The 25,996-nt window shown below is 36.1% G+C and carries 18 protein-coding genes; 3 read left to right on the top strand and 15 right to left on the bottom strand.

Annotated elements, in window-relative coordinates:
• Positions 1–226: 226 nt before the first annotated feature.
• Positions 227–1,459 (bottom strand): hypothetical protein, encoded by a 1,233-nt coding sequence (locus tag I586_RS16210; protein ID WP_010763938.1) that lies wholly within the window; start codon positions 1,457–1,459, stop codon positions 227–229.
• A gap of 81 nt (positions 1,460–1,540) precedes the next feature.
• Positions 1,541–2,626 (bottom strand): iron-containing alcohol dehydrogenase family protein, encoded by a 1,086-nt coding sequence (locus I586_RS16205; protein ID WP_010763937.1) that lies wholly within the window; start codon positions 2,624–2,626, stop codon positions 1,541–1,543.
• 232 nt (positions 2,627–2,858) lie between these two features.
• Between I586_RS16205 and I586_RS16200 the strand changes: the two genes are divergently transcribed.
• The 3 genes from I586_RS16200 to I586_RS16190 all read left to right on the top strand — a co-directional run bounded on the left by I586_RS16200 (position 2,859) and on the right by I586_RS16190 (position 6,286).
• A complete protein-coding gene (locus I586_RS16200) occupies positions 2,859–4,322 on the top strand; it encodes an ABC transporter substrate-binding protein/permease (RefSeq protein WP_010763936.1) in 1,464 nt (487 codons plus the stop codon).
• Positions 4,315–5,037: an amino acid ABC transporter ATP-binding protein gene (locus I586_RS16195; protein WP_010763935.1), complete on the top strand. Its 723-nt coding sequence runs from the start codon at positions 4,315–4,317 to the stop codon at positions 5,035–5,037. The genes I586_RS16200 and I586_RS16195 overlap by 8 nt, the downstream gene beginning before the upstream one ends.
• 97 nt (positions 5,038–5,134) lie before the next feature.
• On the top strand, positions 5,135–6,286 hold the full coding sequence (locus tag I586_RS16190) for a pyridoxal phosphate-dependent aminotransferase (RefSeq protein WP_010763934.1): 1,152 nt from the start codon (positions 5,135–5,137) through the stop codon (positions 6,284–6,286).
• Positions 6,287–6,341: 55 nt separating this feature from the next.
• Here the strand turns inward: I586_RS16190 and I586_RS16185 are convergent, their stop codons facing one another.
• The 13 genes from I586_RS16185 to I586_RS16120 form a co-directional block, all read right to left on the bottom strand.
• On the bottom strand, positions 6,342–7,049 hold the full coding sequence (locus I586_RS16185; RefSeq protein WP_010763933.1) for a recombinase family protein: 708 nt from the start codon (positions 7,047–7,049) through the stop codon (positions 6,342–6,344).
• Positions 7,050–7,379: 330 nt separating this feature from the next.
• Entirely contained in the window at positions 7,380–9,602 is a 2,223-nt protein-coding gene (locus tag I586_RS16175; protein WP_010763931.1) for a DUF5057 domain-containing protein, read from the bottom strand.
• A gap of 115 nt (positions 9,603–9,717) precedes the next feature.
• Complete coding sequence (locus tag I586_RS16170; protein ID WP_010763930.1) at positions 9,718–10,338, bottom strand: hypothetical protein; 621 nt, start codon at positions 10,336–10,338, stop codon at positions 9,718–9,720.
• Between the two features lie 13 nt (positions 10,339–10,351).
• Positions 10,352–11,194 (bottom strand): BsaA family SipW-dependent biofilm matrix protein, encoded by an 843-nt coding sequence (locus I586_RS16165; RefSeq protein WP_010763929.1) that lies wholly within the window; start codon positions 11,192–11,194, stop codon positions 10,352–10,354.
• Positions 11,195–11,210: 16 nt separating this feature from the next.
• Entirely contained in the window at positions 11,211–11,942 is a 732-nt protein-coding gene (locus I586_RS16160; RefSeq protein ID WP_010763928.1) for a hypothetical protein, read from the bottom strand.
• 37 nt (positions 11,943–11,979) lie between these two features.
• Entirely contained in the window at positions 11,980–13,227 is a 1,248-nt protein-coding gene (locus I586_RS16155) for a hypothetical protein (protein WP_010763927.1), read from the bottom strand.
• A 75-nt stretch (positions 13,228–13,302) separates the two neighbouring features.
• On the bottom strand, positions 13,303–14,178 hold the full coding sequence (locus I586_RS16150; protein WP_010763926.1) for a signal peptidase I: 876 nt from the start codon (positions 14,176–14,178) through the stop codon (positions 13,303–13,305).
• A 500-nt stretch (positions 14,179–14,678) separates the two neighbouring features.
• Positions 14,679–15,542, bottom strand: a complete 864-nt coding sequence (gene metF / locus I586_RS16145; protein ID WP_010763925.1) for a methylenetetrahydrofolate reductase [NAD(P)H] — start codon at positions 15,540–15,542, stop codon at positions 14,679–14,681.
• Complete coding sequence (gene metE / locus I586_RS16140) at positions 15,543–17,807, bottom strand: 5-methyltetrahydropteroyltriglutamate--homocysteine S-methyltransferase (RefSeq protein WP_010763924.1); 2,265 nt, start codon at positions 17,805–17,807, stop codon at positions 15,543–15,545.
• Positions 17,808–18,095: 288 nt separating this feature from the next.
• Complete coding sequence (locus tag I586_RS16135) at positions 18,096–18,818, bottom strand: epoxyqueuosine reductase QueH (RefSeq protein ID WP_010763923.1); 723 nt, start codon at positions 18,816–18,818, stop codon at positions 18,096–18,098.
• Positions 18,819–19,001: 183 nt separating this feature from the next.
• Positions 19,002–20,300: a hemolysin family protein gene (locus I586_RS16130; RefSeq protein ID WP_010763922.1), complete on the bottom strand. Its 1,299-nt coding sequence runs from the start codon at positions 20,298–20,300 to the stop codon at positions 19,002–19,004.
• A gap of 125 nt (positions 20,301–20,425) precedes the next feature.
• Positions 20,426–22,372 carry a KUP/HAK/KT family potassium transporter gene (locus tag I586_RS16125; protein ID WP_162139061.1) on the bottom strand — a complete coding sequence of 649 codons (1,947 nt, stop codon included), beginning with the start codon at positions 22,370–22,372 and terminating at the stop codon, positions 20,426–20,428.
• Between the two features lie 614 nt (positions 22,373–22,986).
• Positions 22,987–25,623: a calcium-translocating P-type ATPase, PMCA-type gene (locus I586_RS16120; protein ID WP_010763920.1), complete on the bottom strand. Its 2,637-nt coding sequence runs from the start codon at positions 25,621–25,623 to the stop codon at positions 22,987–22,989.
• Between the last annotated feature and the right edge of the window lie 373 nt (positions 25,624–25,996).

Here is a 25,996-nt window from a genome sequence, read left to right as displayed (position 1 = left end):
AAGACCTGAACCGTTTCCAACTATGGATTCAATGTGTTTTTTAATAATTGAGGGATAGTACTAGACTATAATTGAAACAATAGAGCCTAACAATTTTTAACAACAGGTTATTAAATGAATTAAATCTTGCACTGCATATAAAAAACCTAAGATAACGTCTATATTTCGTTTTATCTTAGGTTTTTGTAAATATTTACGTTAGAGGCATTAAATGTAGCCCTATTTATTAATGAACGTCCTTAGGAAAATAACGTTCTGACGCTATTCGCTCAAAAAAAGAACTCTGCGTTTTTCCAGGAGCTGTGGTTCCTTTTTTGACAAGCTTAATTTGAATACCTTCTGAACGGTAGGCAAAGCCTTTAGTACCAGCAGCTGCACCATTTTTTGCCCAATCCAACCAGCCCGTTCCCTCTACATATACTCGATAATAGATATCAAATTCCTCACCTAGTCGCCCCGTTAAACGAAAACGAACAGCTTCTATTCGTAATTGCTTTCCAACAGACCCACTTGTTGCTCCATTTGCTTTCCAGCCTTGCCAACCAGTATTTTGAATATATGCTTGGTATTCAACAGAACCCGTGGACGGATAATCTGCTATCTTCGCCTGAAGACCTTCCATACGAAGACCTCGGCCAACCGCTCCACTCGTTTTACCATTACGAACGTAATTTTGCCAACCTGCTCCTTGAATATTTGCACGATAATTAAGTTTTGGCATTTTTTTGAACGCATTGGCTGTGCTTCCAGGAGCGGGTTTATTCTTGGGTACAAAACAGACCTGCATTGCCTCTACTCGGTAGCCATAGCCTTCAGTGCCTGCCGGTTCACCATTTTTTGCCCATCCCATCCAACCAAAGTTCTGCACATGAACTCGATAATAAAGATTATATCGACTTAAAGTCGTACCCACTAATGTATAGTGAACAGCTTCTAAACGTTTTTTGAACCTTTGTCCTAGTACTTCTTCATATATAGCTCGGTCTGAATCCCAGCCATAATCCGCAAGATGAAAACCTGTTTCTATCCACTGATTGATTCCTGGTCCCCCACCATGGAAATACATGTCCTTACCTAGTATTGCTTTTCCTTTACCGACAGTTCCGCTTGTTGCTCCATCAGTGACAAGTTTTTGCCAACCTAAATCCTGCACATATGTTTTATAGACGATATGTGGAGTAGACCAGCCACCAGCTATGATTGAATCTCTTTCCATAGGTTCAGCTTCTTCACTCATTGGATTCGCCGTCTCATCATCACTCGAAGCTGTCATTTCTTCAGATGATATCTTTGTTACTACACGTTGAATTTCCGTATGTTCAGATCCAGATTCACTTTGAATCGTTTCTTCTGTCGGTTCTATCTCTCCAAGACTGCTAGTTGTCACCTCAGCAAATGCCCAAGTAGGGTAAAAGTTAATCAAGCTGATTAATACCAAAACACTTATTATTTTTTTCATTTTTATTTCCTCCTTTGTAGATAGATTTTCTCATAAAATAGTTATCATTAAAAGAGTAAATAAAAACATTTTGTGTGATTTTTATTTTCTATTGAATTTTTCTAGTTCTTTCATTGCATCTTTTACTACTTCTGGTGTAATCTTTTCTTTCATATAATGAATCGTTTCATGAGGTTCTGAAGCACGTTCAGCAACTCTCATATACTCGTCATCAGATAAAACCATGTTCATTTCTTTTAAAGATGTTGGTAAATCAAGACTACGATAAAACGGAAGCAAGCGTTCAATTTCAGACCACTTATTTTCGATCACTAACTGAACAAAAACACCGTAAGCAACTTTATTCCCATGCAGTTGCTGGTGGCTCTCAGGTAACATCGTCAATGCATCATGAATAGAGTGAGCACCTGCTGTTCGACCATAATCATCACCGAATCCGCCAACCATTCCGCCAAGTAAAATATTCGTTTCAACAACATTTAAAAAAGCTTGGTTGAGTTCTTTTTCTTTCATAGCATTAAGCGCCTCTTGACTGTCAGAAAGTAAAACATCTCGACATTTTTTCGCCGCAAATGCTGATACTTGAATTTCAATTGGCTGTATCTCTAATTGTGAGATCATGGCATCTGCTTCATACCATTTGGCTACAGTATCACCGATCCCAGCAATCATCAATTCAATCGGTGAAGATAAAATCACTCTAGGTTCAATTAGAACCAACGCATTACTTTGTGGAAATGCATCATAGCGATCCATAGAACCATCTGTTTTATAGATCACACTTAGCGGTGTATAAGCAGCACACGTTGCAGCCAATGTTGGTAAAATCAAAATAGGTTTGTCACATTGGTTTGCTATTGCTTTTCCTAAATCAGCAATTTTACCACCGCCAACAGCTACAATTCCTTCTAAGTGCTTTTGTTCAACTATCTGCTTTAATTCCGCTGTCTTCTCATCTGTACATTCTCCGCCATAATAAACAGAGCATTTTTCTATATTCATTAATGTAGGAAAATATGGTTTGGCTGCTTCCCATGACTCTTTTCCATGTAAAATCATCACTCGTTTGATTTTTCTTCTATTTAAGTGCTCTTCTAAATCATCCCAGGCCCCTACTCTACATTCATACTCTTGTGGCGCTCCTCTTACTATCAATGATTGATTCATTCTTCTCGACCTTTCATTTTTTACTAATTTTTATGCAAAAGTGAAATTTTGTAAATTCTTTGATAAAATTCACTTTTCCTTTCCCTTAATCTATGATATGATAAAACACATCCAAAAACAATAAATTTTTATACATATATACACGTTTTTTAGAATATTTATTGAAAAAATGGGAATGAAGATAAAAAGATCTATCCACTCTCTACCATTCTATTATAAAGGAGAAAAACAAATGAAACTATGTAAAAAAACCTTAGCACTTATTATTCCTGTATTACTAGTACTACTTACTTTTCTACCTGTAACTACAGCATTTGCAGATGAAAAAGATCCTGTCTATGACAGTATCATGAAACGAGGAGAACTGATCGTCGGGTTATCTGCTGATTATGCACCTTATGAATTTCATGCAGATGTTGATGGAAAAGATCAAGTTGTTGGTTTTGACATCTCGATCGCTCAGAAAATCGCAGATGATTTAGGGGTAAAATTGAAAATCGAAGAATTGGGTTTTGATGCATTATTAGGTGCATTAAAAACTGGTAAAATCGATTTGATCATTTCTGGTATGGCTCCCACACCAGAACGTCTCCAAGAAGTTAATTTTTCAACACCTTATATGACTGTCCAACAAAAAGTTGTTGTAAGAAAAGACGACACAGATAAATTCCAATCAACTAAAGATTTTGATGGCGTAAAAGTCGGTGTTCAAAAACAAACAACGCAAGAAGAATTGGCAAAAACTGAACTCGTTGGGTCCATTCCAACTTCTTTGCAAAAAGTACCCGACATCATCATGAACTTAAAAAACAAAAAAGTTGATGCTGCAGTTTTAGAAGGCCCTGTTGCCGAAGCATACGTAGACCGTGATAAAGAACTGGCATTTGCTGATGTTACCTTTGAACAAGGTGAAAAAGATGCAGCCGTTGCCATTCCAAAAAATGCTTCAGTGTTAGAACAAAAAGTTAATGCCTCAATCAAAACAATCAATGACAATAATTTGTTAGAGGGGTATAAAAAGGAAGCCGGGAAATTGATGTTTACGGATGACGAAAGCTTCCTTGGTAAATATGGTAAATTTTATATCAGTGGTGCTGGATACACCATTTTCCTAGCCTTTATGGGTGTATTATTCGGTGCCATCTTAGGTGGTTTACTAGCATTAATGAAATTATCTAAATCTAAGATTTTGCGTGGAATCGCCATCTGTTATATTGAATATGTTCGTGGTACTCCATTATTAGTACAAATTTTTATCGTTTATTTTGGTACAGGCGTTCTAGGGCTTGATTTATCAAAAATCGCTGCTGGGTGTATCGCGCTAGCTTTAAACAGTGGTGCTTATGTAGCTGAAATCGTCCGTGCCGGCATCAACGCTGTCAACAAAGGACAGTTAGAAGCTGCTCGCTCTCTTGGAATGAACCAACCGCAAGCAATGCGTTTTATCATTTTGCCACAAGCAATCAAGAATATTTTGCCTGCTTTAGGAAATGAATTTGTAACTGTAATCAAGGAATCCTCTGTTGTTTCTGTTATCGGAGTATCCGAGTTGATTTTCCAAGCCGGTAATGTTCAAGGTGCCAGCTTTAAGCCGTTCTTACCATATTTAGTTGTATCATTGATTTACTTTGTTTTAACCTTTACTATTTCTCGCCTATTGGGTGTTGCTGAAAGGAGAATGAGTACTAGTGATTAATATTAAAAACTTACACAAAACCTTCGGGAAAAATGAGGTATTAAAAGGTATCGACCTAGACGTAAACGCTGGAGAAGTGGTCGTAATCATCGGTCCTTCCGGAAGTGGGAAAAGTACTTTCTTACGTTGTTTAAACTTATTAGAACAACCTACAGATGGACTCATTGAATTTGAAGGAAAAAATTTATTAGATAAAGATACGGATATCGATGCACTTCGTCAAAAGATGGGCATGGTATTCCAAAACTTCAATCTATTTCCTCATAAGACAGTTTTAGATAACTTAACAATCAGCCCAATCAAGGTCAAAAAAGAAACAACCGAAGCAGCAAAAGAAAAAGCTCTTTCCTTATTAGAACAAGTTGGCTTGAAAGACAAAGCAACAAGCTATCCTTCAAGCTTATCGGGTGGGCAACAACAACGGGTAGCAATTGCTCGCGCTTTAGCAATGAATCCAGACGTAATGCTTTTCGATGAACCAACTTCTGCACTAGATCCAGAAATGGTTGGAGAAGTGTTATCAGTTATGAAAGCATTAGCTGTTGAAGGTATGACCATGGTCGTAGTAACACATGAAATGGGCTTCGCTCGTGAAGTTGCAGATCGTGTAATTTTCATGGATGCAGGAATCATTCAAGAAGAAGGAACACCAGAAGAAATTTTTGGACAACCGAAAAACCCAAGAACTCAAGACTTTTTAAGAAAAGTGTTGTAAAAATGTAAAGAGGGCAAAGCAAGTTTGGATACTTGCTTTGCCCTCTTAAAAAAATAGTATAGAATGAATAGTGTATTAAGTAATAGGAGGTAACAACATGGATCGTTCAACTATCGCAAAAAAACATCAGCAACCAGCAGAAAATATTTTAATGGATATTGCTACTTTAGCAAAACAAGTACCTGATCTACTAGATTTATCAATCGGTGACCCTGACTTGATCACAGACGAGCGAATTATTGAAGCAGCCTTTACAGATGTCAAAAACGGGCATACTAAATACACTGCATCCGGCGGCAGTCAAGAATTTATCGATACGGTGATTGAGTTTTATGAAAAACAATATGATTTATCCTTTGAGCCTAACCAAGTTCGTGCAACAGTGGGTGCATTGCATGGTATGTACTTAACTTTACAAGTATTGCTAAATCCAGGAGATGAAGTAATTATTCATGAACCCTACTTTTCACCATACAAAGATCAAGTAATTTTCGCTGGTGGAAAACCTGTCTTTATCCCAACTTATGAAAAAGATGGCTTTCAAATTAACATTGATGTACTAAAGGCAGCGATCACAGATAAAACAAAGGCCATTATTATCAATTCACCAAATAACCCAACAGGTGCTGTATTCTCACCAGAAACATTCAAAGCCATTGCAGAATTAGCAATTGAACATGATTTTTATATTCTTTCTGATGAAGTCTATGAGGCTTTTTGTTTTTATGACGATTTTGTCCCAATGGCAACTTTTGCGCCTGAAAATACAATTACATTCAGTAGTTTCTCTAAAGCGTTTGCGATGACTGGTTGGCGTATTGGGTATATGGTTGCGCCCGACTATATTAATGATGCAGCAAAACTAATCAATGAAAGTATTACTTACTCTGCTCCAAGTCCTTCTCAACAGGCTGGTATTTATGCTTTAAATCACGCTGACGCTTTAGTACCTGACGTAGTCTCAGTCTTTAAAGAGCGGCTAGAATATATAGAAGAACGTATCGCTACGATTCCATTTCTTTCACTGCATCCAGTTAAAGGCAGTATATACGCGTTCATCAACATTTCCAAAACAGGACTAACCTCTGTTCCTTTTGTTGAAAAAGTATTAAAAGAAACAAACGTATTAATGATTCCTGGAAAAGCCTTTGGTGAAACAACTGGAGATGACTATGTACGTTTAGCTGCGACACAAAATAACACGGTTTTGAAAGAAGCTTTTGATCGAATACAAAACATGAATTTTTAAACTAAAATAGTTTTGCTTTTTCCATTATTATGATGAAAAAGCAAAACTATTTTTATTAAGATTGTTCACTATCTGATAAAGTATTGTACAGAATAACTAATGTTGATACCACACAAACACCAATCTGAATCAGTAAATTATCTGAAAAGTTCTCGGTTACTTTGATAGTCGTTATGGCTAAAATAAAACAAATAGCTAAGATAAAAGCCAATTTCAATCGTTTGAATTCTTGTTGAATTCGATAAACCGTCTCAATTGGAATCCCCTTTTGTTTCGCTATTTTTCGTAATTTTTGTTTTCCAAGCAATCGCCATACTATATCACGGTACATTTGTTTAGCTTCGGGGTCTCTAGTAAATACAGAATAGGTTTCTCTATTTCGATTTTTTTCTTGCTTCAACTTTAACTTAATCAAACGAGGGTGTACTAGTTGATCATTTCGACTTGCCCAAAAAAGTACTTCTCGCCAATTTATCAATGTCAGTTCTGGTGAAGTTAACACAATTAAATCTAATTTCAACGTTTCAAGTTCATTAATAAAATCCAATAATTGATGATAATCTCTTGAGATGACTTCTAAAAATGAAATGACTAAACAATCTCCTGATTCCGCATAATCTAATAACCTTCGATAATCACTTTCTGGATCTTTAAGCACATCAAAATTCAGATCACTATCAGAAAAAATCTCATCTAATTCATAGGCTTCTAACAAATCAAACTGCTGATCTAATTTATGTCCACGAGCATAGCCTAAATTCATCGTCGTCTATTTCCTCGTTTCATTGGTTTCGTCTTTCTTTCGGTATTGAACTGATTTGGTTTTCTCATTTCTTTTTTTGATACCCTTTCTCGCTGCCCATTTGATTTTAAAAAAAAGTTCGCCTGCTCAAGTCGAGTGATTTTATTTATTAAATCTGTATTTTTTTGAATAATAAAAACGAATAGTAGACTGTGGATAAAGCTAATTATCCCTAAGGCAACTAAAAGCAAATACACGCTACATCACCCTTCTCTATTAGGTCTAAATATTTTGTTCTTCAAGACTCAACTAAAGAAAATATTGAGTTTTTATGACCACCTCTATCCCATATTACTCATCAAGGCTAATTTCACCTAATTGGTTTTGTTTGTAGCTCCAACTATACGGTGTGGGAGAAGTATCCAAGCCAATAGCCGGTTCAAGGTATATTGTTAGCCAGTAATTCCCTTGTCCATTAATATCTATATTCATTTCGCCCGATACTTTATTCATACTGTCATGCGGACGATCATTTTCCGTCATAATATACCCGCTATAACGATAATATTCAGGAATCATCAATGATACTGCTAATTGATCATGCTTTCCCGTTTTAGCAAATTGAATAGGAGAATAAGGAATATTTTCAGACTCCTCACCTGAATTCACAGATACATGAAAGACATTACTTTTTTTATCTATCTGGCCATTATCTAGTTGAACATAGCCTTTATTCGGTACGATAAGTTCGTTGTGGCCTGTGAGTACTATTTGCCTAATATTCAATTGGATTAATTTATTGTAATAATAAGTCACTGTGTGATGATCGTTGACCTGTTCAATCATTACTTTTCCATCTGATGTTGCAGATATATTATTTTCGTTGTTGATTTTATAGCTATCTATTACATATTTATCAATACTTTCAATTTTTTTTTCATATGAATTATTTTTTTGAATATCTTGATAAGAATCTGGCTTAATTTTAGCACCTTCAGTATCAACGTATTGTTCAAGGACACGAAAGTCATTCATCAACTCTTTGATTTTAACTGTTTTGATTCCACTAACATTATTAGAACGGTCAACCGTCACGATATGAAGGTACTTCTCTAAATCAGTTATTCCATTAATCCCTTTGATCGTTCCTTTAGTGTTGTAGTTCACCAAGTTAGCATCTTTCGTTGGATCATACGTTGGGCTTTCACTATTTGTCTCTCCTGTTGGTGCTATATAAATATCAAATAAGCTAGCAGAGATACGACCGAATGCATCCTTATAGCCTTCCACGGTTTCCTTTAAAGGAGAAGTAGCCAAGGTATCGATTGTGTAAAAATAACCAGCTATGTTACTCGTAATATTTTCTTTTACAATATCTGATCTCTTTAGTCCATTTGATTTTGTATTTGCTTCAATAAACCATTGATATTCCTTTCCCTTATCCACACTATCAACTTCTATATCAAAATTCAATATGCTTCCACCTGGTTTTTGAATGGCCGTCGCTAGTGATGGTGCCTGATCATCTTTAACTGTTTGATCTTGTGCGGTTGTTTCGAAAGAAACCTGGGCTAAGTTATACAGTGTATTCGCAATTATTTTCCTTTCATCCGGAGTAGAAGTACCATTACTGTGTCCAGTTTGGATCATTCCTAAATTATTATTGGTTGCCAAATAAAATGTTGCATCTGCACTACCATCACCAGGTTTATTCCAATTATATGGCGGTTTAAATTCTAACCATTTAGTTGTTGTGGCGTTCGGTAAAATCCCTTGCCCCCACGTATGTGTTAGAGGTATCGTCAAATCCAAATCATTTTGTAATTCAAAAGGATATTTCATCAAGTAACCGTTATTGGTTATTTTTACATTTCTACTTCCAAGCTGAAATGATTTTGCCTGTAGTTTTAGTCCTAGTTGACTAGCAAAACTATTAAAATTCGTATGACTTCGATCATTAGGTGTAATCGTATCATGACCAAAAAGTACTCCTCTTCCAGAATCAATAAACGCTTGTGTGGCATTTCTAGCGGAAACAGATATATCTATATGATTATTATAGTCCCACGAACCAAACATAATCACATCATATTGGTATTCACCTTGCGCATTTTTCAAATATTTATTTGGATTAGCACTATAGTCTCTTTGACTACTGGCATCAACATTGATTAATTTTTCACCCTTAGAATTTTTTAAATCTAAACTATCCATCCAAACTTTCAAATTATTTGAGCTAGTAAGATCTGGATAAATATTAAGAACTTTTATGGCCTTTCCATAGTTCAAAGAACGAACACTCCAACTGTTGCCATCTTCAGATTGATAAAGTTGATAACCAGTTTTATCTATATCTTTTACATTATCCCATTCTAAATAAGCAAAGCTCTTCTTATCGTCACCACTCCATCTATTCTCAGCTTTCAACCTAAAATCTCTCATCACTACTATAGTCGACGCTGTCAACTTGTCTTGATAAAAAATAAGGTAAGAACTTATGGCTACTAAAGTAATGCACAAAAATACTCCTATAAATTTTGTTTTGATATTCAATTTACGCTTTTGTTTTCTCACTCAATATCCCTCTCTTCAATACTCATCAAATCAATGACCTTTTCCTACTAGAAACACTCATTTCATGAGTGTTGAGTTGCATTGAAAAAAGCAATTTTCTACCACATAATCATGATTACTCTGCTATAGTCGCTAATTGATTGTCAATCAGCTGAAGCTGCCCATCCGTTGGAATAGCGCCTTGCCACCAAGCATCACGATAGGTATATTTCACACAACCAATAGCTTCCACTTTAACTAATAAGCTGGCAACTGCCTTATCGTACTCCTGTCCCAATCCATTTTTTAATTTGACTTGGGTGAATAGTGTTTCAGTCCGATTTGATTTACCAGATTTCAAAACTTTTAAGTAGTAATAATAACCGTCCTCCCCTAATTTCCAATCGGTATCATTTAAGTCTAACAGCATTTCTTCACCGATTTTCGAGGGAAATACTCTCTTATCTTCGTCATTTCCTACAGAAATTTCAGGCTGAAGCATTACACGAACGAATTGATCAACTGTTCCTGTATTTGTGACACTTACGCTCTTTTCAACAGGCTTATCTGGTAAAATCGTTGTTGTTTCAGTAAATATTTCTTCAATAGTTGTTTGAAGATTTCCAATCTGAAAAAGATTTTGTTTTTCATCTCTTACCGTCATTGCTGCATAAACAGTTGCACTACCAATAAGTAAACACAAAAAAAGTACAGGTAACATCCATAAGATATAAATTATTTTTTTGCTTTTTTTCATCCTTAATTCCCTCCTATTGGACTTTTTCACGATACATCTCTTCCAGATAGGAACCAGTCGCAACATTCCAATCGCCCATCAGAGATTTCGTACAATCATGAGCATCCATAATTGGAATTAATTGATATAAAGAACTCTTATACTTATTCGGTAACTCTTTATCCAAATTAACACTTTTGATTAGTTGTACTGTTTTTTCTTTTGGTTGTATTACTTCCGAATAGTAGAAATAGCCATCTGAATAATACCAATAATCCTTCACTCCAAACGCTGGTCGATCATTTTCATCATAAATAGCAGTGTCATTAAATTGAATATTCAGGAATTTTAATGCCTCAACATCCCTGCTTCCTTTGTAAATATAAGCTGTATTTGAATTTGATTTATCACTTTTATAAACTTCTGATGCCGTATAATACTTTCCAGAAGCAATTTTATATGTATTACCTTTTTTCCAGGTGTTAACGTCATCCATTATCATGTCATATCCATTTGAATTTTTCACAATTTTTTGATTACCGTTGCCAACTCCATCACTCATATCTAGTTCAAACTGTGCAAAAAATTCGTATAGAGATACTCTAACGATTACAGGAATTTGTCCATCATTTTTTATTGTTACTTTTTTTTCAGTCACATTCCCTGGTACCCATTGTAGATTAGGTGTAAAAACCTCATCGATTATCGCAGAAATTTTTTTTCTATTTGGCTTGTTTCGATTAATCTGTTCATCACTATAGGTAATCCACGAGTAAGTACTTCCTACTACAAGTAATAGGCTTAGACATACAGAAAACATGGCTAAAAACGGTTTGTTTTGATTCATTGTTTTCAATATTATTTTTCCTTTACTCATTCGTCTACCCCTTTCTCTAATCTACTTCACCTTGCTGTTCTTTATGCTTTTTCCATAATAAAATTGCAATCAATACTAACAGCAAGCCTGATAGTATTTTATACATCATATTTCTGATTTCTTCTCCGGTCATAGGAAATTTTCCTTTCGGTTTTACTTTCGCTGAAGAAGAATCGCTATCATTTGTTTCTGATGATTTAGTTTGGTTTTTGGTTGCAATGAATGTCCAGTGATACACGAGTTGACTTTCCTCTTTATAATCTTCACTCGTTAAATTCTTATCAACTTCAAATAGTGCAGTCAAAATTTGATCCTTTCCATATTCACAAGTTCCTATGATCAAAGGTTCTATTGTCCAATCAAATTCTCCATTTCCTAGTAAAGGACCTTGATACAATTTTTTGCCATCTATCGATAAAGTTAATTTGATTTGTTTGCCAAACTCTATTACTCCTTTTGTAGACTCCGGCTTCGCTAAAACACCTAATTCAAAGGGTTCTTTTACATCCATCCCCCGAATCGTAATTGTTTTTTCGTAACTTTCTCCAGGTAAAACATTTGGTAAATCAACAAAGTAATCTCCCTTTGAAGAAGCAGATATCCCTGTCTCATCACCAATGATCACCCCTGGAGGAAGGGTTTGACTGGCAACAACTACTAGTGTTCCACTCGTTAATGTGACAAAAACACTTAATACACTGTATAAAACCAGAAATGATAGACGTTTTCGCATTAATTGTCGCTGCATCGTTTTCCCCTTCCATTTACTTATTCTTAGCTAGAAATTAACTTGCTGCTTGACCATCTAGATACGTTGTAATTTTTTTTGTTTCTGAGCCTTCTGCTCCATTCAAATTCCAACCAGTCGTATCAGTCAATGCTGCTTTAGTCGCTTGAATTGCTTCCATTTTTACAATTAAATCGTACGTAGCATTTGTAAATTCTATTCCGACGTTATTTGTAAATACTAATTTTTTCAACAAGTGCGGTGTAGTAGCCCCAGAAACAACTGGACTTGTGAAGTAGAAATACCCGTCTTCTTTGTTGTATGCCCATTTATCATTTGCCATCGTTGCTGTTGTAACCATATCTGTTCCGTACTCTACATTGATTCCACTAACACCTAAAGCATCTTTATCTGTTTGAATAGCTTTTTTATCTGCATCAGCGATCGGAATTTGATCAGCTTCTGTTGCTGGAGTTGCTGTTGGAAGTGCGCTCAACCCTAATGTTGCCACTGTATAGTCATAATCAACAGCATATTTTTTCCCAGCGCTTCCTAGTAAAGAAGCATTCGCTGCTGTTGCTTCTGATGAAGCACCTTCTAAAGAAGAAGCTGCCCAGTTTGCTACAACATTGCTATAACCGCCTTTATAGACTAAGTAATCAGCTTTAGAAATTTCGAAACTCCACGATTCAATGGCTGCTCCATCTGTGTTCCCTGTTTTTACCCCTACCTCTGTCTCCATTGCTTGATATTTATCAGGTGCATATTCGAAAAATGCAGAATAGCTAAAGGTAGTATTTTCGTCTCCTGTAACAGGATCTTTTGTCACAGAACCTTTACCGTATACTTTAACGCCTGATGGTAGATCGGCATTAGCACTGTCCTTGACCTTACTTGATATATCTACATAACCACTTCCTGCATCTATATACTTTTCACCATCATACTCAACAGGGATATCATCTGTTAAAGCTGGTGTTGCACTGCTCTTCCATCCTGTAGTTCTAGTACTAACTGCTCCTTTTTCTGTTAAATGCTTCAATACTTCTTCATACGAAACACGAACAAAGACTGGTGTATTTCCTGAATTCGTAATTGCTACTTCTTTTGTTGCCTCTGTACCTGGAACAATCGGTTTTGGATTCCACGTTTCTTCTACACTGACACTACCGTCTTTGATAGCAGCTGATTTCACACGGTTAATTCGTTGATCTTGAGAGTTAATCCATGCAAAGGTACCTGCTGCTGCAGCTAGCATTGCTAAACAAGCCGCTGCCACCAACTTTTTCTTTTTGTTCTTTTTCATTCTTATTGTTCCTCCTATAAAGTTATAATATATATTATTCTCACTTGCCTGTGTCAATAAGGCGAAGTGGTAATATCATCTGCTATACGCTGGGCGATTTTTATTTTTTCTACGAACTGGTTCATCTTTAGATGAAAATAGATAAGCTTTCAACACCAAGAAGAAACCATACAGTGATAAGATGCAAACTAAACAAGCCCAAAATTCTTCTCGAGCAAATTCTATGAGACTGCCAACTTTCGGCACTGCAATAACCACTTTTCCCAGCACACGATCAGCTGTTATCGGTGGATCATTACTTTTATTGGCATCCCCTTTCGTAATAAGAAATGCGCCTTTTTCTCCGTTTAGTTCATCCTTGCGTTCCACCATTCTATGAGTGAGGTAACGTGAACCATCACCGACAGAAAATGTCACGATATCATTTTTTTTCACTTTGTCTCCATCCATTAGTTTAACGATCACAATATCCCCAGCATAAAAACCGCCTTTTGGTCCATCTTCTTGCGGTACCATGGAATTAGTCAAAACTGTATAAAATCGATAACCAAAAATAGATGCTGTTGATTTCGAACTAAATGAAAACATTACCGACATTAAAATAATGCCAATTGTAACACCGTAAAATACTAAATTACTAAAAAAAGAAAAAGCTAATCTAGCTGGACTTCTAGTCAGTACTTGCTGTTCCCGTCTATCAAAATCATCCTTCAATCTGCGTTTTTGAGTTGGTCGTCTATTGCGTGGGTATCTTGAGTCCTCAGCTTGTCTAAAATTTTCAGTTAAACGATCACGATTCTCTCTATCTGCATATCTGGGTTTGGGTTTTGCTATACGTCGCTCATATCTTTCCTTTTCTGAATAACCACGTGAACGCTTTTTGGGAGCCCTTTGTCTAGCCATTTCATCATTAGGACGGACACGCTTTCGTACAGATGTTTTTTTCGGCATATACAATCCCCTTTCATTTCATTAAATCTCATCCGTGGTTTGATCTTCTACTTGCAATAAAAAAATAGTTTATAAATCCACTATAAAAATAAAAAATAGTTCAAAATAATATCTTTTTCGCCCTTACACAAACTATACATATTGTTATTTTTAGTGTCAATAGTTTTTTGTTTTTTTCTTTCTCATGCTTTTTACTAAAATAGAAAAAAATTTACCTCACTTTTTCCAATCACAAAAAAACGCTTATAAAACGGCTTTAACGAGCAATTTTTCCGATAAACAAACTAAAAAACATATTACCAAAACTTTAATATCTTATATTATCAAAAACAGTTCAAAAAAATAAATAATCAAAAACATTGTTATTTTATAAATACAAAAAAATGAAATAAAACAATCTGTTTTGTACACATTTTTTTGATTATATACAAAAAAATACACGAGCAAACATGTCTAAAGACATTTGACTCGTGTAATCTTTTTTCATTTTATTCCTTTACCTATGCATTAAATAAACTGCGCGTCGCCTCTCTAATTTTTTGAGCTACATATGGATTATTCATTGTATAAAGATGAATCCCATCCGCTCCTTGCGCAACTAAATCTACAATTTGGTTGATTGCATAAGCAATACCTGCATCTCGGATTGCTTCTGGATTGTGCTCATAGCGCTCCATCATTTTTAAAAATTTTATTGGCAAATCAACATTAGACATTTTTACCATGCGTTCTATTTGCTTTTTGTTGACTACAGGCATGATTCCTGCTTGAATCGGGACGTCAATTCCTGCAATATCACATTTTTCTTTAAATGTATAAAAATAGTTATTATCGAAAAACAGCTGCGTAATCAATTGATTGGTTCCGTAATCAACCTTTCGCTTTAAATTTCTAATATCTTCAACCGAATTTTCTGCATCGCTATGCGTTTCAGGGTAACAAGCACCAATAATATTAAAATCGCCTTGTTCTTTTATAAATGCTACTAGGTCATTTGCATAAATAAAATCTTTCTTTGGTGTTTTATCTGGTAAAATATCTCCTCTTAAAGCTAAAATATTTTCTACTTTTTTTTGTTTTAGTTCCTCTAAAATAGCAACAATTTCCTCTTTTGAGAAATTAACAGCTGGTAAATGAGCTACACTTGGTAAAAATTGTTCCTCTTGAATTTTTTGAGCAATATCTGCGGTACTCAAATTTGCTCCTGCTCCGCCCGCACCTAATGTCACACTTATAAAATCAGGTTGTTGTCCTTTCAATCGTTCCAACGTATGATAAATCGTATCAATTGGTGCTGTTCGTCTAGGTGGGAAAATCTCATAGGAAAAGACCGTTTTTTCTTTGAACAAGGAATCGGTTCTCATTTACACCCCTCCACGTACCTTTTTAGCTGCAAGTACTAAATTTTTCAAACTAGCTTCTGTTTCTGGTACGCCACGTGTTTTTAGCCCACAGTCAGGATTGACCCAAATTTTTTCGATAGGTAATTTATTTAAAATATTGTGAATGGTTGCTTCTATTTCATTGACTGAAGGAACACGAGGTGAATGAATATCATAGACACCTGGCCCTACTTGTGTTTGAAAATCAATTGCTTTTAAGGCATCTAAAATATCTAAATTAGAACGAGAAGCCTCAAACGAAATAACGTCCGCATCCATATTATCGATATCTTGAATAATATCGGCAAATTCGCTATAACACATATGCGTGTGAATTTGTGTTGTCGGTTTTACTTTGCTATGAACCAGTCTAAACGCCGGTATCGCCCAATCCAAGTACTCAGAATGCCAATCTGTTTGACGTAAAGGTAATTTCTCACGCAAGGCTGCTTCATCAATTTGAATGATTTCAATACCATTCGCTTCTAAATCTAACACTTCTTCTTGAATGGCCAATGCTAGCTGCAAGGTTGATTCTCTTAAACTGATATCTTCACGTGGAAACGACCAATTTAAGATCGTTACAGGTCCTGTTAGCATTCCTTTCATTGGTTTGTTCGTCAAGGTTTGGGCGTATTTTGAATAGGCTACTGTGATCGGTTGAGAACGCGAAACGTCGCCCCAGATGATTGGTGGTTTTACACAACGCGTTCCATACGACTGCACCCAAGCCTTTTCAGTAAATAAATAACCATCTAAGCTTTCACCAAAATATTCTACCATGTCATTTCGCTCAAACTCACCATGAACTAAAACATCCAACCCAATTTCTTCCTGAAAAGCCACACACTCTGCAATTTTCTGTTGATTGAACGCTGTATATTCACGCTCAGTAATTTCACCTTTTTTAAACTTTGCTCGATTTTGTTTTACTTCTTTCGTTTGTGGGAAAGAGCCAATCGTCGTTGTTGGTAAAATCGGTAAGTTTAGTTTGTCTTTTTGAATCGTTGCCCGTTCTGCCAAAACAGGTAATCGGATAAAGTCTTGTTCTGTTAGTAAATCAACCTGTTGAGCGACTTGTTCGTTTTTAGAAAAACGTTCTTTTTTGAATAATGCCGTATTGGCATTTAGTATCGCTTGATTTCCATCTTTGTCCGTACTTATTTTCTTCAAATCGTTTAATTCAGCCAATTTTTCTACGGCAAACGAAAAATAATTTGTTACTTCTTTTGTTAGTGCTGATTCATTAGCTAATGTGAAAGGGACATGCAACAATGAACAAGATGTATTCAACACAACATTACCGAATGTTTGAATTTTTTCAAGCAACGTAAGTGTTACTTCATAATTATTTTTCCAAATATTTTTCCCATTTACGATACCTGCAAATAGTAATTTCTCTTTTGGGAATCCATATTTTTCAAGTAAGCTGACTGTTTTCCGCCCTTCAATAAAGTCTAAACCGATTCCATCAAATGGCAACTCAATTAATTCTTGGTACACATCTCGAACGTCTCCGAAATAGGTTTGTACCAACACCTTTAGATTGACTTTTTTAGCTAACAATTTTTGATACAGTTGTTTGAATTGTTGAACTTCAGCTGTTGATAAATCCAAGACCAATGCCGGCTCATCGATTTGAATCCACTCACACCCTGCTTTAACTAATCGATCAAAGATTTGCGCATAGGCGTTGATTGCATCCTCGTAAAAATCTGCTGCCTGCTTAGTACCGTGATACGTCGCTAATTTCAACAAAGTAAATGGGCCTATTATCGTTGGTCGTGTAATGATTCCTGCTTTTTTCGCTTCATTAAAAGCTGTAAACAGGCTATCACCCACAAGTTTCAATTCTGTCTCATCATCGATTTCTGGAACCATATAATGATAATTCGTATTAAACCATTTTTTCATCGCTAAAGCTGTAACATCTCCTGCTTCGCCTTGATAGCCTCTAGCCAATGCAAAATAGGTTTCTAATGGTGATAACTTTAATTGCTGGTATTTTTTTGGCACAATATTCAATAGCACTGCAGCATCCAATGTTGTATCAAAAAATGAAAAATCCCCACTAGGGATAAAGTCGATTCCCTGATCGACTAATAACTTCCAATGTTTATCCCGTAATTCTTTTCCTTTATTTTCTAATTCTTCTGCTGAAATTTCATTTCTAAAATAGTTTTCTGTTGCAAATTTTAATTCCCGCACCTCTCCCACACGCGGGAACCCGATAATCGATGTTTTCATACTATTCCTCCTTCAATAAGGTATTTCAACTACTTTACCACGGGAAAGGAATATAGAATAACACTTAATTTCTATCGATAAATATAGTTTTAAACTATATCAAAACAGTAACTAAAAAAAACGTGTCTGGGTCATAACTCTGTGAGTTATGACCCAGACACTTGGTATCCGAATAGACGGTGGGAGCAAATGGTCCTCGATGCTTCGAGGATCGGAGTGAAACGAGAACCGTAGAAGCAGAAGTAACACCATCAGAGTTAAACATTTCTGTCCCAACCTCGTCCTTTTCTATTTTTGTTCAGCTAAAAATTCTTTTGCTTCTTTGTTTACAGCTTTTAAATCAACGCCTTGTTTTGATGCCGCAAACATACAGCCACAATAGCATTGACGGTAGACATCATATTCCTTACACAGTTCTATCGAACGTTTATAGCCATTATTTTTTTTAAAATCACTTGGTAAATAATTGGTCGCGTAAAACTTTTGGATATCAATACCAATTTCATTGATCAATTGGCTATTCTTTTTCGGTGATAACGTCAACGCACTGCCGAAATAATCGTATTCTAATTCCTGTGCTTTTTCCGCAACGATATCTAAGCGCATTTGAAAACAGGCGGAGCAGCGCTTTCCACCTTCTGGCTCTTCTGTCAGTTCTTTTTGTTGCACCATTTGGATGAATTTATTAGGCTCATAAGGCGCAGCTAAAAATTGAACCTGGCTATTGGTCTGTTTATTAAAATCTTCTACAAATTTCTGTTGAACGATTTCTCGACGTTGATATTCTGCCCGTGGATGAATATTGGAATTGGCAAAAAATATCGTAACATCTGCATATCGTGTCAGATATTCCAGCGAGTATGTACTGCAAGGTGCACAACAACTGTGGAGTAAAATCGTAGGTCGGATTGCTGATTTTTCCCATTCTGCGATGACTTTTTGTAACACACGATCATAATTTATTTTTTGGTTTGGTGACATTTTCTCCGTTATTTCTGTCAAGTTTATCACTGTTTTGCCTCCATACTTTGTCTTACGATACGTTTTATTTTACTGCTTAAAAGACAGAATAGCTAGCTTAATTTTGGTGGATTTTTTTAGACACCATTTTTCAATCATAATCATTTGCCTAAACTTTAGTTTTGTTTTATAAAAAGACACAAAGAATGGTTTATTTTCTTCGTGTCTTACTAGTTATTCAGTTGTTTTTGTCACTTTAAAATAATCAATATGCGCATGTTCATAATCCATCACTTCAAACATAAAGTGATCAATTTTAATCTGATCCCCTACAGCAATTTGATTGTTCTTTTGCTCCATAACTAGCCCTGCTAAAGTGGACATTTCAGAGGTTTCAAATATTGGGATTTTCACTTTAAAGTAACGTTCAAAATCATCCAGTGTAATTTTCCCGGACACAATATAGGTGTTCTCAGAGTCTTTAGCAATCAAGGCATTTTCTAAATCTGTTTCATCCCTGATATCTCCGACCAATTCTTCTAAAATATCTTCGATAGTGACCATGCCTGTCGTACCGCCGTATTCATCCTTTAAAATGGCAATATGTTTTCCTTCTTTTCGCATCATCGTCAATAAGCTTTTGATTGGAATCGTCGTTAATGCGACTATTGGTTCTTCTACCAACTCACTCACTTTCTTTTGATTATTGATAAATGATTCTTTGATCAACGCTGGAAGCGTCACATAGCCTAACACGTTGTCTTTAGATTCTTCGATTACGGGGTAACGAGTATGGCCTCGTTTTAAAGAATGTTGGATAGCTTGTTCTACCGTTTCATCTGCTTCAAAAACTTCCATCGATGTTCGATCTACTTGAATTTCTTTGGCTAATGTATCATCAAATTCAAACACATTTTCCATATAATGGTATTCTTCTTTTGTTAATTCACCTTTTTTATAAGAATCAACTGCTACATACAATAATTCTTCTTGGGTTAAGGTTTCTTCCCCTTCTGAAACTAATTTTATCCCTAACATTTTCCCTAACCTTGCGGCAGAATGGTTTAATAACCAAATGAAAGGATACATCACTTTGTAGAAATAATGCAAAGGTTTGACGATTGCCAAAACCACTTTTTCAGTTTGAGCGATGCTATAACTTTTCGGCAATAATTCCCCTACAACGACATCAACATAGGTTACGATCGCAAAGCCTAAAATAACCGAAATAGTCCGACTCAAGGCAACACTGATCGGCAAATTTCCTATTAACGGATGTAGCAATGCAGCTACCGAACCTTCTCCGACCCACCCAATAATCAATCCAGTTAATGTAATTCCTAATTGACTAGCAGATAAATACGCATCTAAATGATGCGTTACATGGATCGCTAATTCCGCATTTTTTACATTTTCTTTTTTCAGCTGCTCTAATCTCGACATACGAATCTTCACTAAAGCAAACTCACTCGCGACAAAAAATGCCGTAATGGCAATCATTAAAAATAATATGAAAAAATTTATTGCAAGCATATTTTACACCTCATTTTCCTTCTATCTGTTTATTATACTTGTCCTTTCAAAATTGCGCGAATAGGAACTATTCACACAAAAACAAAAATCTCTAAGACGTATAGGCTGTCTTAGAGATTTTCTATTTATAATAAAGCTTTTCTTTCTCTTAATCTCGTCTTCCGTGCATCACCAATGATCAACGGAACAGATTCATATTTAACTTCACTATATTCTAGCCCAAACCAGTTTTCTGGAGATGTCGTTCTCTTTTTGATTGCTAATTTCAGTTGCATGATTTGACGATCCCATTTTTTTAGTTCCGTTACTTTCGATAGTTCTTCACGAATAATAATAAATTGGAAATCCCCAACCTCACGACCTGGTGTCAATGAATATTTTTGTGGTTGTTTAGGTAAACGGCCTTCTTTCATCAAATCATAAACGATCTGACGAATATAAACATTGACCTCTTGCGCTACATGGAAACCAAGATACAGTTGAACTTGAACAATGAAATCTGTCCCCATCATATCTACAGAGTATTCTTTCGTAAAAGGTTCGTCCGTCACTTCCACATTCACAAACCAATATACATTTGCTCGTTTAGGTTGTTTATCTAAAATCGAATAAATAATCTGACGTCCGATCTCATCTCCAATTGTATCAGGTGTCATGAATACCACATTAGTTTGAGATTTTGGCACGGTGGTATCATCTTTTAGCATCCGTAACTGTTCAACATATTGTTTAAGTGGAACTGTATCAGATGTTTTTTCTTTGATAATATTGCCCCATTCCCAGATAGACATTACCGCCAAAATCAACAGAGCAATTCCAACCGCAACATAGCCTCCATGGAAAAATTTGGCAATACTTGAGACAAAGAAGATGGATTCAATACTGCCAAAGAACAAGGTAACAAGATAAGCGATCCATTTTGGCGCGCCTTTTTGTAGGAGATAAAACATTAGTAAAATCGTTGTCATCAACATCGTTACAGTAATAGAAAGACCGTAAGCCGCTTCCATATGTGTAGATGTTCTAAACGTAATCACAATCAATGAACACACGATCCATAACATCATATTGACTGCTGGAATATACATCTGACCAATATTTGCACCTGGATAAATAATTTTCAATCTTGGCAATAGCTTTAATTTAATTGCTTCAGATACTAGCGTAAACGATCCTGAAATCAAGGCTTGAGAAGCAATGACTGCCGCAACAGTAGCAAAAACCACGCCAATCAACATAATGCTGTTTGGCATCATTTGGAAAAACGGATTAAGGTTTTCGATTGCTAAAATTGATGGATCATTTTTAGCGCTTAAAATCCACGCTGCTTGTCCAAGGTAGTTTAGGATCAAACAAATTTTGATATATGGCCAGCTCGCACGAATATTGTGTTTCCCAACATGTCCTAAATCTGAGTACAACGCTTCTGCCCCAGTTGTTGCTAAAAAGACATTCCCTAAAACAAAAATCCCTAATTTATTTTCTGGACTAAGCAATAGATGAACTGCATAATATGGGTTCAGCGCACGAAGAACCGTCCAGTCTTGGCCAAAATTAATCAGCCCCATCACACCTAAAAATGTAAACCAAGCAAACATGATCGGTCCAAAGGCTTTACCAACCGCATCCGTTCCGAAGCGTTGAACAGAAAATAGAATAAGAATAATGACTAAGGTAATCATAACAATAATGTTTTGATCACTTCCAAATCGATCAAAGAAAACAGGAATACCACGTAACCCTTCAATTGCGGTTGTTACGGTTACAGCAGGCGTTAAAACACCATCAGCCAAAAGTGCTGCTCCACCGATCATTGCTGGAATGATCAAGTACTTTCCTTTTTTACGTACAAGCGTGTATAAAGAGAAGATTCCGCCTTCACCATGATTGTCCGCATTTAAAGCAATCACGACATATTTAATCGTCGTTAAAATCGTTAATGTCCAAAAGATCAATGATACCGCACCAATAATGAAATTCTCCGAAACATTCTGCAGACCGCCATTATCTCCGACGATTGCCTTCATTACATAAAGCGGGCTTGTTCCGATATCTCCATAAACGACACCCATTGCTACTAAAAGACCAGCAGCAGTCAATTTCTGATGATGCGAAACTTTTGACTTCTCTACCACAAGATTCTCCTCCAATTTAAAAGCTGAGCAAACTGATATAACGCTGACAGAAAAATGGTACTCACTTTTCTAATGCGTTAGCGTGCCAAGCTAGATGTTGTTAAAAGCCTCTGTTCCTGAATTGGCTTCAACAAAAAAACAGTGTTCAGATTTCCTTTTTTAAATAAAACAAGAGACCTAAGTGAAACGACACTTGGCCCTTACACTTAGGTCTCGCAATTTCATTCTTAGACCAGTGTTCACACACTTGCTGTTGATCTAAAAACATAGATGATCTATGCTGCTACTCCCCTAAGATTTTTATTTGGAGGTCCAAATAAAAATATCGGTTACGATTTATAATTTAATTGAAAACTATTAGAAAAAAATCAAAATAACTGATTTCGATAACAACTATAATACTCCTTTAAGATTTTAGCAAGCCTTTTATGTAAATAATTTCAATAGTGTTTTCAAAGTGTCCTTTCAAACACCAACTATTTCCTAAAAAGAACAGTTAAAAGGCTGATTTCTATTAAGAAATTAGCCTTTTAACTAGTCTACTTATTATCCTATTCTTCATCTTCGTCTGTTGAATAATGGAATTTAATCATTTCATTTACAAATATCGGTACAATCGATAATCCCATTACTAATAACCAGTGATTGATGCCAATCGGAACTAGTCCAAACAACTCTTGTGTGAATGGCAACAACGCAATCACTGTGGTAATAATAACGGCCAGTACTGCCATTTCAAATAATGATTTATTTGTCGATAATTTTACTCTAAAAATTGATTCTGTGCTTCTTACATTGAAAACGTGCAAGATAGATGAATAAGCCAAAATCAAGAATGCTACAGTTTGACCAATTTCATGGCTCGCCTCAAAAAAGTAAGAAACAGAATCAACATTCGCACCTAAATAAAAACCAAATAACGTAATTACAGTAAAGACAAATGCGTTGATTCCAATTTTTTGCCATAAACCGCGCGCAAAAATCCCTTCATTTCTAGGAATCGGTGCTTCATCCATGATGCCTTTTTCAGCTGGTTCTTTTCCTAAGGCAAACCCTGGAAGACCATCTGCAACAACGTTTACAAACAATAGTTGAACCGCTGTAAACGGCGCACCCCAGCCCATCAGCATAGCAATCAGTACAATAAAAATCTCCGAAATGTTACAACTTAGTAAAAAGTTTACCGCTTTACGGATATTTCGATAAACCGCTCGCCCTTGCGCTACTGCATCCACAATCGTTGCAAAGTTATCATCCGTCAAAATCATATCTGCGGCACCTTGGGCTACGTCAGTTCCTGTAATACCCATAGCACAGCCAACATCACTCGCTTTCAAGGCTGGTGCATCATTAACACCATCACCTGTCATAGCAACAACTGCACCTGTTCTCTGCCAAGATTTAACGATACGAATTTTGTCTTCTGGTGTCACTCGAGCATAGACTGAAAGAGATTTTACTCTTGAATCTAGTTCTTCATCTGTCATTTTTTGTAATTCTGATCCTGTTAAAGCTTCACTCTTATCCGTCAAAATACCTAATTCTTTGGCGATGGCACCTGCCGTTACCACATGATCTCCTGTGATCATGACTGTTTTGATTCCAGCTTTCTTCGCTCTAGCAATAGCACCTTTACTCTCCGGTCTTGGTGGATCGATCATACCAATCAATCCTAAGAGCCTTAAATTCTTCTCTAAAGCTTCTGAAGTGATTTCTGTAGGTTCCTCATCATAGATCGCATACCCCACTGCAATCACGCGTAAAGCGCGTTTTCCAAAGCGGTCATTTACTACAGCTGCCTGATCTAAATCGCCAAAACGGAAACGTGTCAATAAGACATCAAAAGCACCTTTTGTTACAGAAATATATTTTTTCCCCATTTTATGGACAGTTGTCATCATCTTACGTTCTGAATCAAAAGGTATTTCCCCAATTCTTGGGTATTTTTCTTCTAATTCAGCTTTTGTATGGTAATTTTCTTCCACTGCTCGTACAATTGCTGCTTCTGTAGGATTCCCTTGAATAACTAAGTCATCCCCATCTTTGTCCACAATAACATCTGTACATAGTGAAGCCATTTTTAAAACTTCCATTGCTTCATCTGTCATCGCGTCTTCCGTATCCGTTACTTCGTCTCCACGAGACCAAACACGTCTAACGCGCATTTTATTTTGTGTCAATGTCCCTGTTTTGTCGGAACAAATCACATTGGCAGTTCCTAATGTCTCAACGGCAGGCAATCGTCGAATAATTGCATGCTTTTTAGCCATTTTTTGTACGCCATAAGCTAATGTTAAGGTTACAATTACCATTAATGTTTCAGGTACGGCTGCAACTGCTAATGAGACTGCTGTCATAAACATTTCTAATAATGGTTCACCTTGTAACTCACCAATGATAAAGACAAGTGTTGCAGCAGCCAACGCAATTAAACTAATCCGTTTACCTAATTGATTTAAACGCTTTTGTAATGGTGTTTGCTGTGTTACGTCGTCATTCAGTAACCCCGCGATCTTACCCATCTCTGTCTGCATGCCTGTCGCTGTAACAATCGCTCGCCCACGACCGTTTGACACAGTACAACCCTTAAATACCATATTGATTTGATCGCCAATTGGTGCATCTTTTTCCCCTATGTACTCGGCATCTTTTTCAATAGGTTCACTTTCTCCAGTCAATGCAGATTCTTCCACTCTAAGTTGTGAGGCTTGAATCAAACGAGCGTCTGCGGTGATCATCGATCCTGATTCTAACACAAGTATATCTCCGACGACCACAGCTTCTGCATCTATCGTTTCTACCTTGCCATCACGCAAAACAGAACTACTCTGCTTATTCATATCTTGTAATGCTGCAAGCGATTTTTCAGCGTTCCCTTCTTGAACAATTGCCAAAACAGCATTAATGATCACGATCGCAATAATTAAAATCCCTTCAAAATAATCTCCATGATCTGTTGCGATGGCTGTGTAAAATGAAATAGCCGCTGCCACCAATAAAATAATTGTCGTAAAATCAGATAAACTATGAAGGAACTTTTTCAATACAGACTCTTTTTTAGATTCTTGAAACTTATTAGCACCATGCTCAGCGAGGCGTTTCTTTACTTCTTCCCCCGTTAAACCATGCTCTTTATTTGTGTTCACTTCTTTGATAATTGTTTCGATAGGTTGTTTGTATGCTTCCATCCTATCCCCCCATTCTTAAATTTTTCCTTCTATTATTATAGTATCTATATTCACTATACCATGTTTTTTTTTCAAACTTCAATAAATATGGCTACTTTTTCATTTTTTCTTTCCATTTCTTTTTAACCTGTCCCTAAGATGTTTAATCAAAACCAAAGAATTATTAAAAGCATTAAACTTGAAAACGCTTACTCAAAATGGTATTATAACTATAGAAGGAAGGAGGCAGTATCAGTTGTATTGAAGAATTTCTCGAAGCTAGAAAATGAATAAACACAAAATTGTTAGCAGAACACGATTCACCTTTCATCACGACGTATATGTAAAGTATAAAAATCATAAAAACATCTTTAAAAAATAGTGAATATGTGTG

This window comes from Enterococcus moraviensis ATCC BAA-383 (assembly GCF_000407445.1).
Taxonomy (GTDB): Bacteria; Bacillota; Bacilli; order Lactobacillales; family Enterococcaceae; genus Enterococcus_L; species Enterococcus_L moraviensis.
The sequence above is the reverse complement of the archived record's forward strand: the minus strand, read 5'-3'. Positions and strand labels throughout refer to the sequence as shown.

Bases quoted from the DNA above. Each gene is read 5' to 3' on its own strand.
- I586_RS16165 (WP_010763929.1), bottom strand. From the start codon at position 11,194: ATGAGTAAAGGAAAAATAATATTGAAAACAATGAATCAAAACAAACCG.
- I586_RS16210 (WP_010763938.1), bottom strand. From the start codon at position 1,459: ATGAAAAAAATAATAAGTGTTTTGGTATTAATCAGCTTGATTAACTTT.
- I586_RS16160 (WP_010763928.1), bottom strand. From the start codon at position 11,942: ATGCAGCGACAATTAATGCGAAAACGTCTATCATTTCTGGTTTTATAC.
- I586_RS16185 (WP_010763933.1), bottom strand. From the start codon at position 7,049: ATGAATTTAGGCTATGCTCGTGGACATAAATTAGATCAGCAGTTTGAT.
- I586_RS16205 (WP_010763937.1), bottom strand. From the start codon at position 2,626: ATGAATCAATCATTGATAGTAAGAGGAGCGCCACAAGAGTATGAATGT.
- metE (WP_010763924.1), bottom strand. From the start codon at position 17,807: ATGAAAACATCGATTATCGGGTTCCCGCGTGTGGGAGAGGTGCGGGAA.
- I586_RS16120 (WP_010763920.1), bottom strand. From the start codon at position 25,623: ATGGAAGCATACAAACAACCTATCGAAACAATTATCAAAGAAGTGAAC.
- I586_RS16200 (WP_010763936.1), top strand. From the start codon at position 2,859: ATGAAACTATGTAAAAAAACCTTAGCACTTATTATTCCTGTATTACTA.
- I586_RS16130 (WP_010763922.1), bottom strand. From the start codon at position 20,300: ATGCTTGCAATAAATTTTTTCATATTATTTTTAATGATTGCCATTACG.
- metF (WP_010763925.1), bottom strand. From the start codon at position 15,542: ATGAGAACCGATTCCTTGTTCAAAGAAAAAACGGTCTTTTCCTATGAG.
- I586_RS16155 (WP_010763927.1), bottom strand. From the start codon at position 13,227: ATGAAAAAGAACAAAAAGAAAAAGTTGGTGGCAGCGGCTTGTTTAGCA.
- I586_RS16190 (WP_010763934.1), top strand. From the start codon at position 5,135: ATGGATCGTTCAACTATCGCAAAAAAACATCAGCAACCAGCAGAAAAT.
- I586_RS16125 (WP_162139061.1), bottom strand. From the start codon at position 22,372: ATGGGTGTCGTTTATGGAGATATCGGAACAAGCCCGCTTTATGTAATG.
- I586_RS16170 (WP_010763930.1), bottom strand. From the start codon at position 10,338: ATGAAAAAAAGCAAAAAAATAATTTATATCTTATGGATGTTACCTGTA.
- I586_RS16150 (WP_010763926.1), bottom strand. From the start codon at position 14,178: ATGCCGAAAAAAACATCTGTACGAAAGCGTGTCCGTCCTAATGATGAA.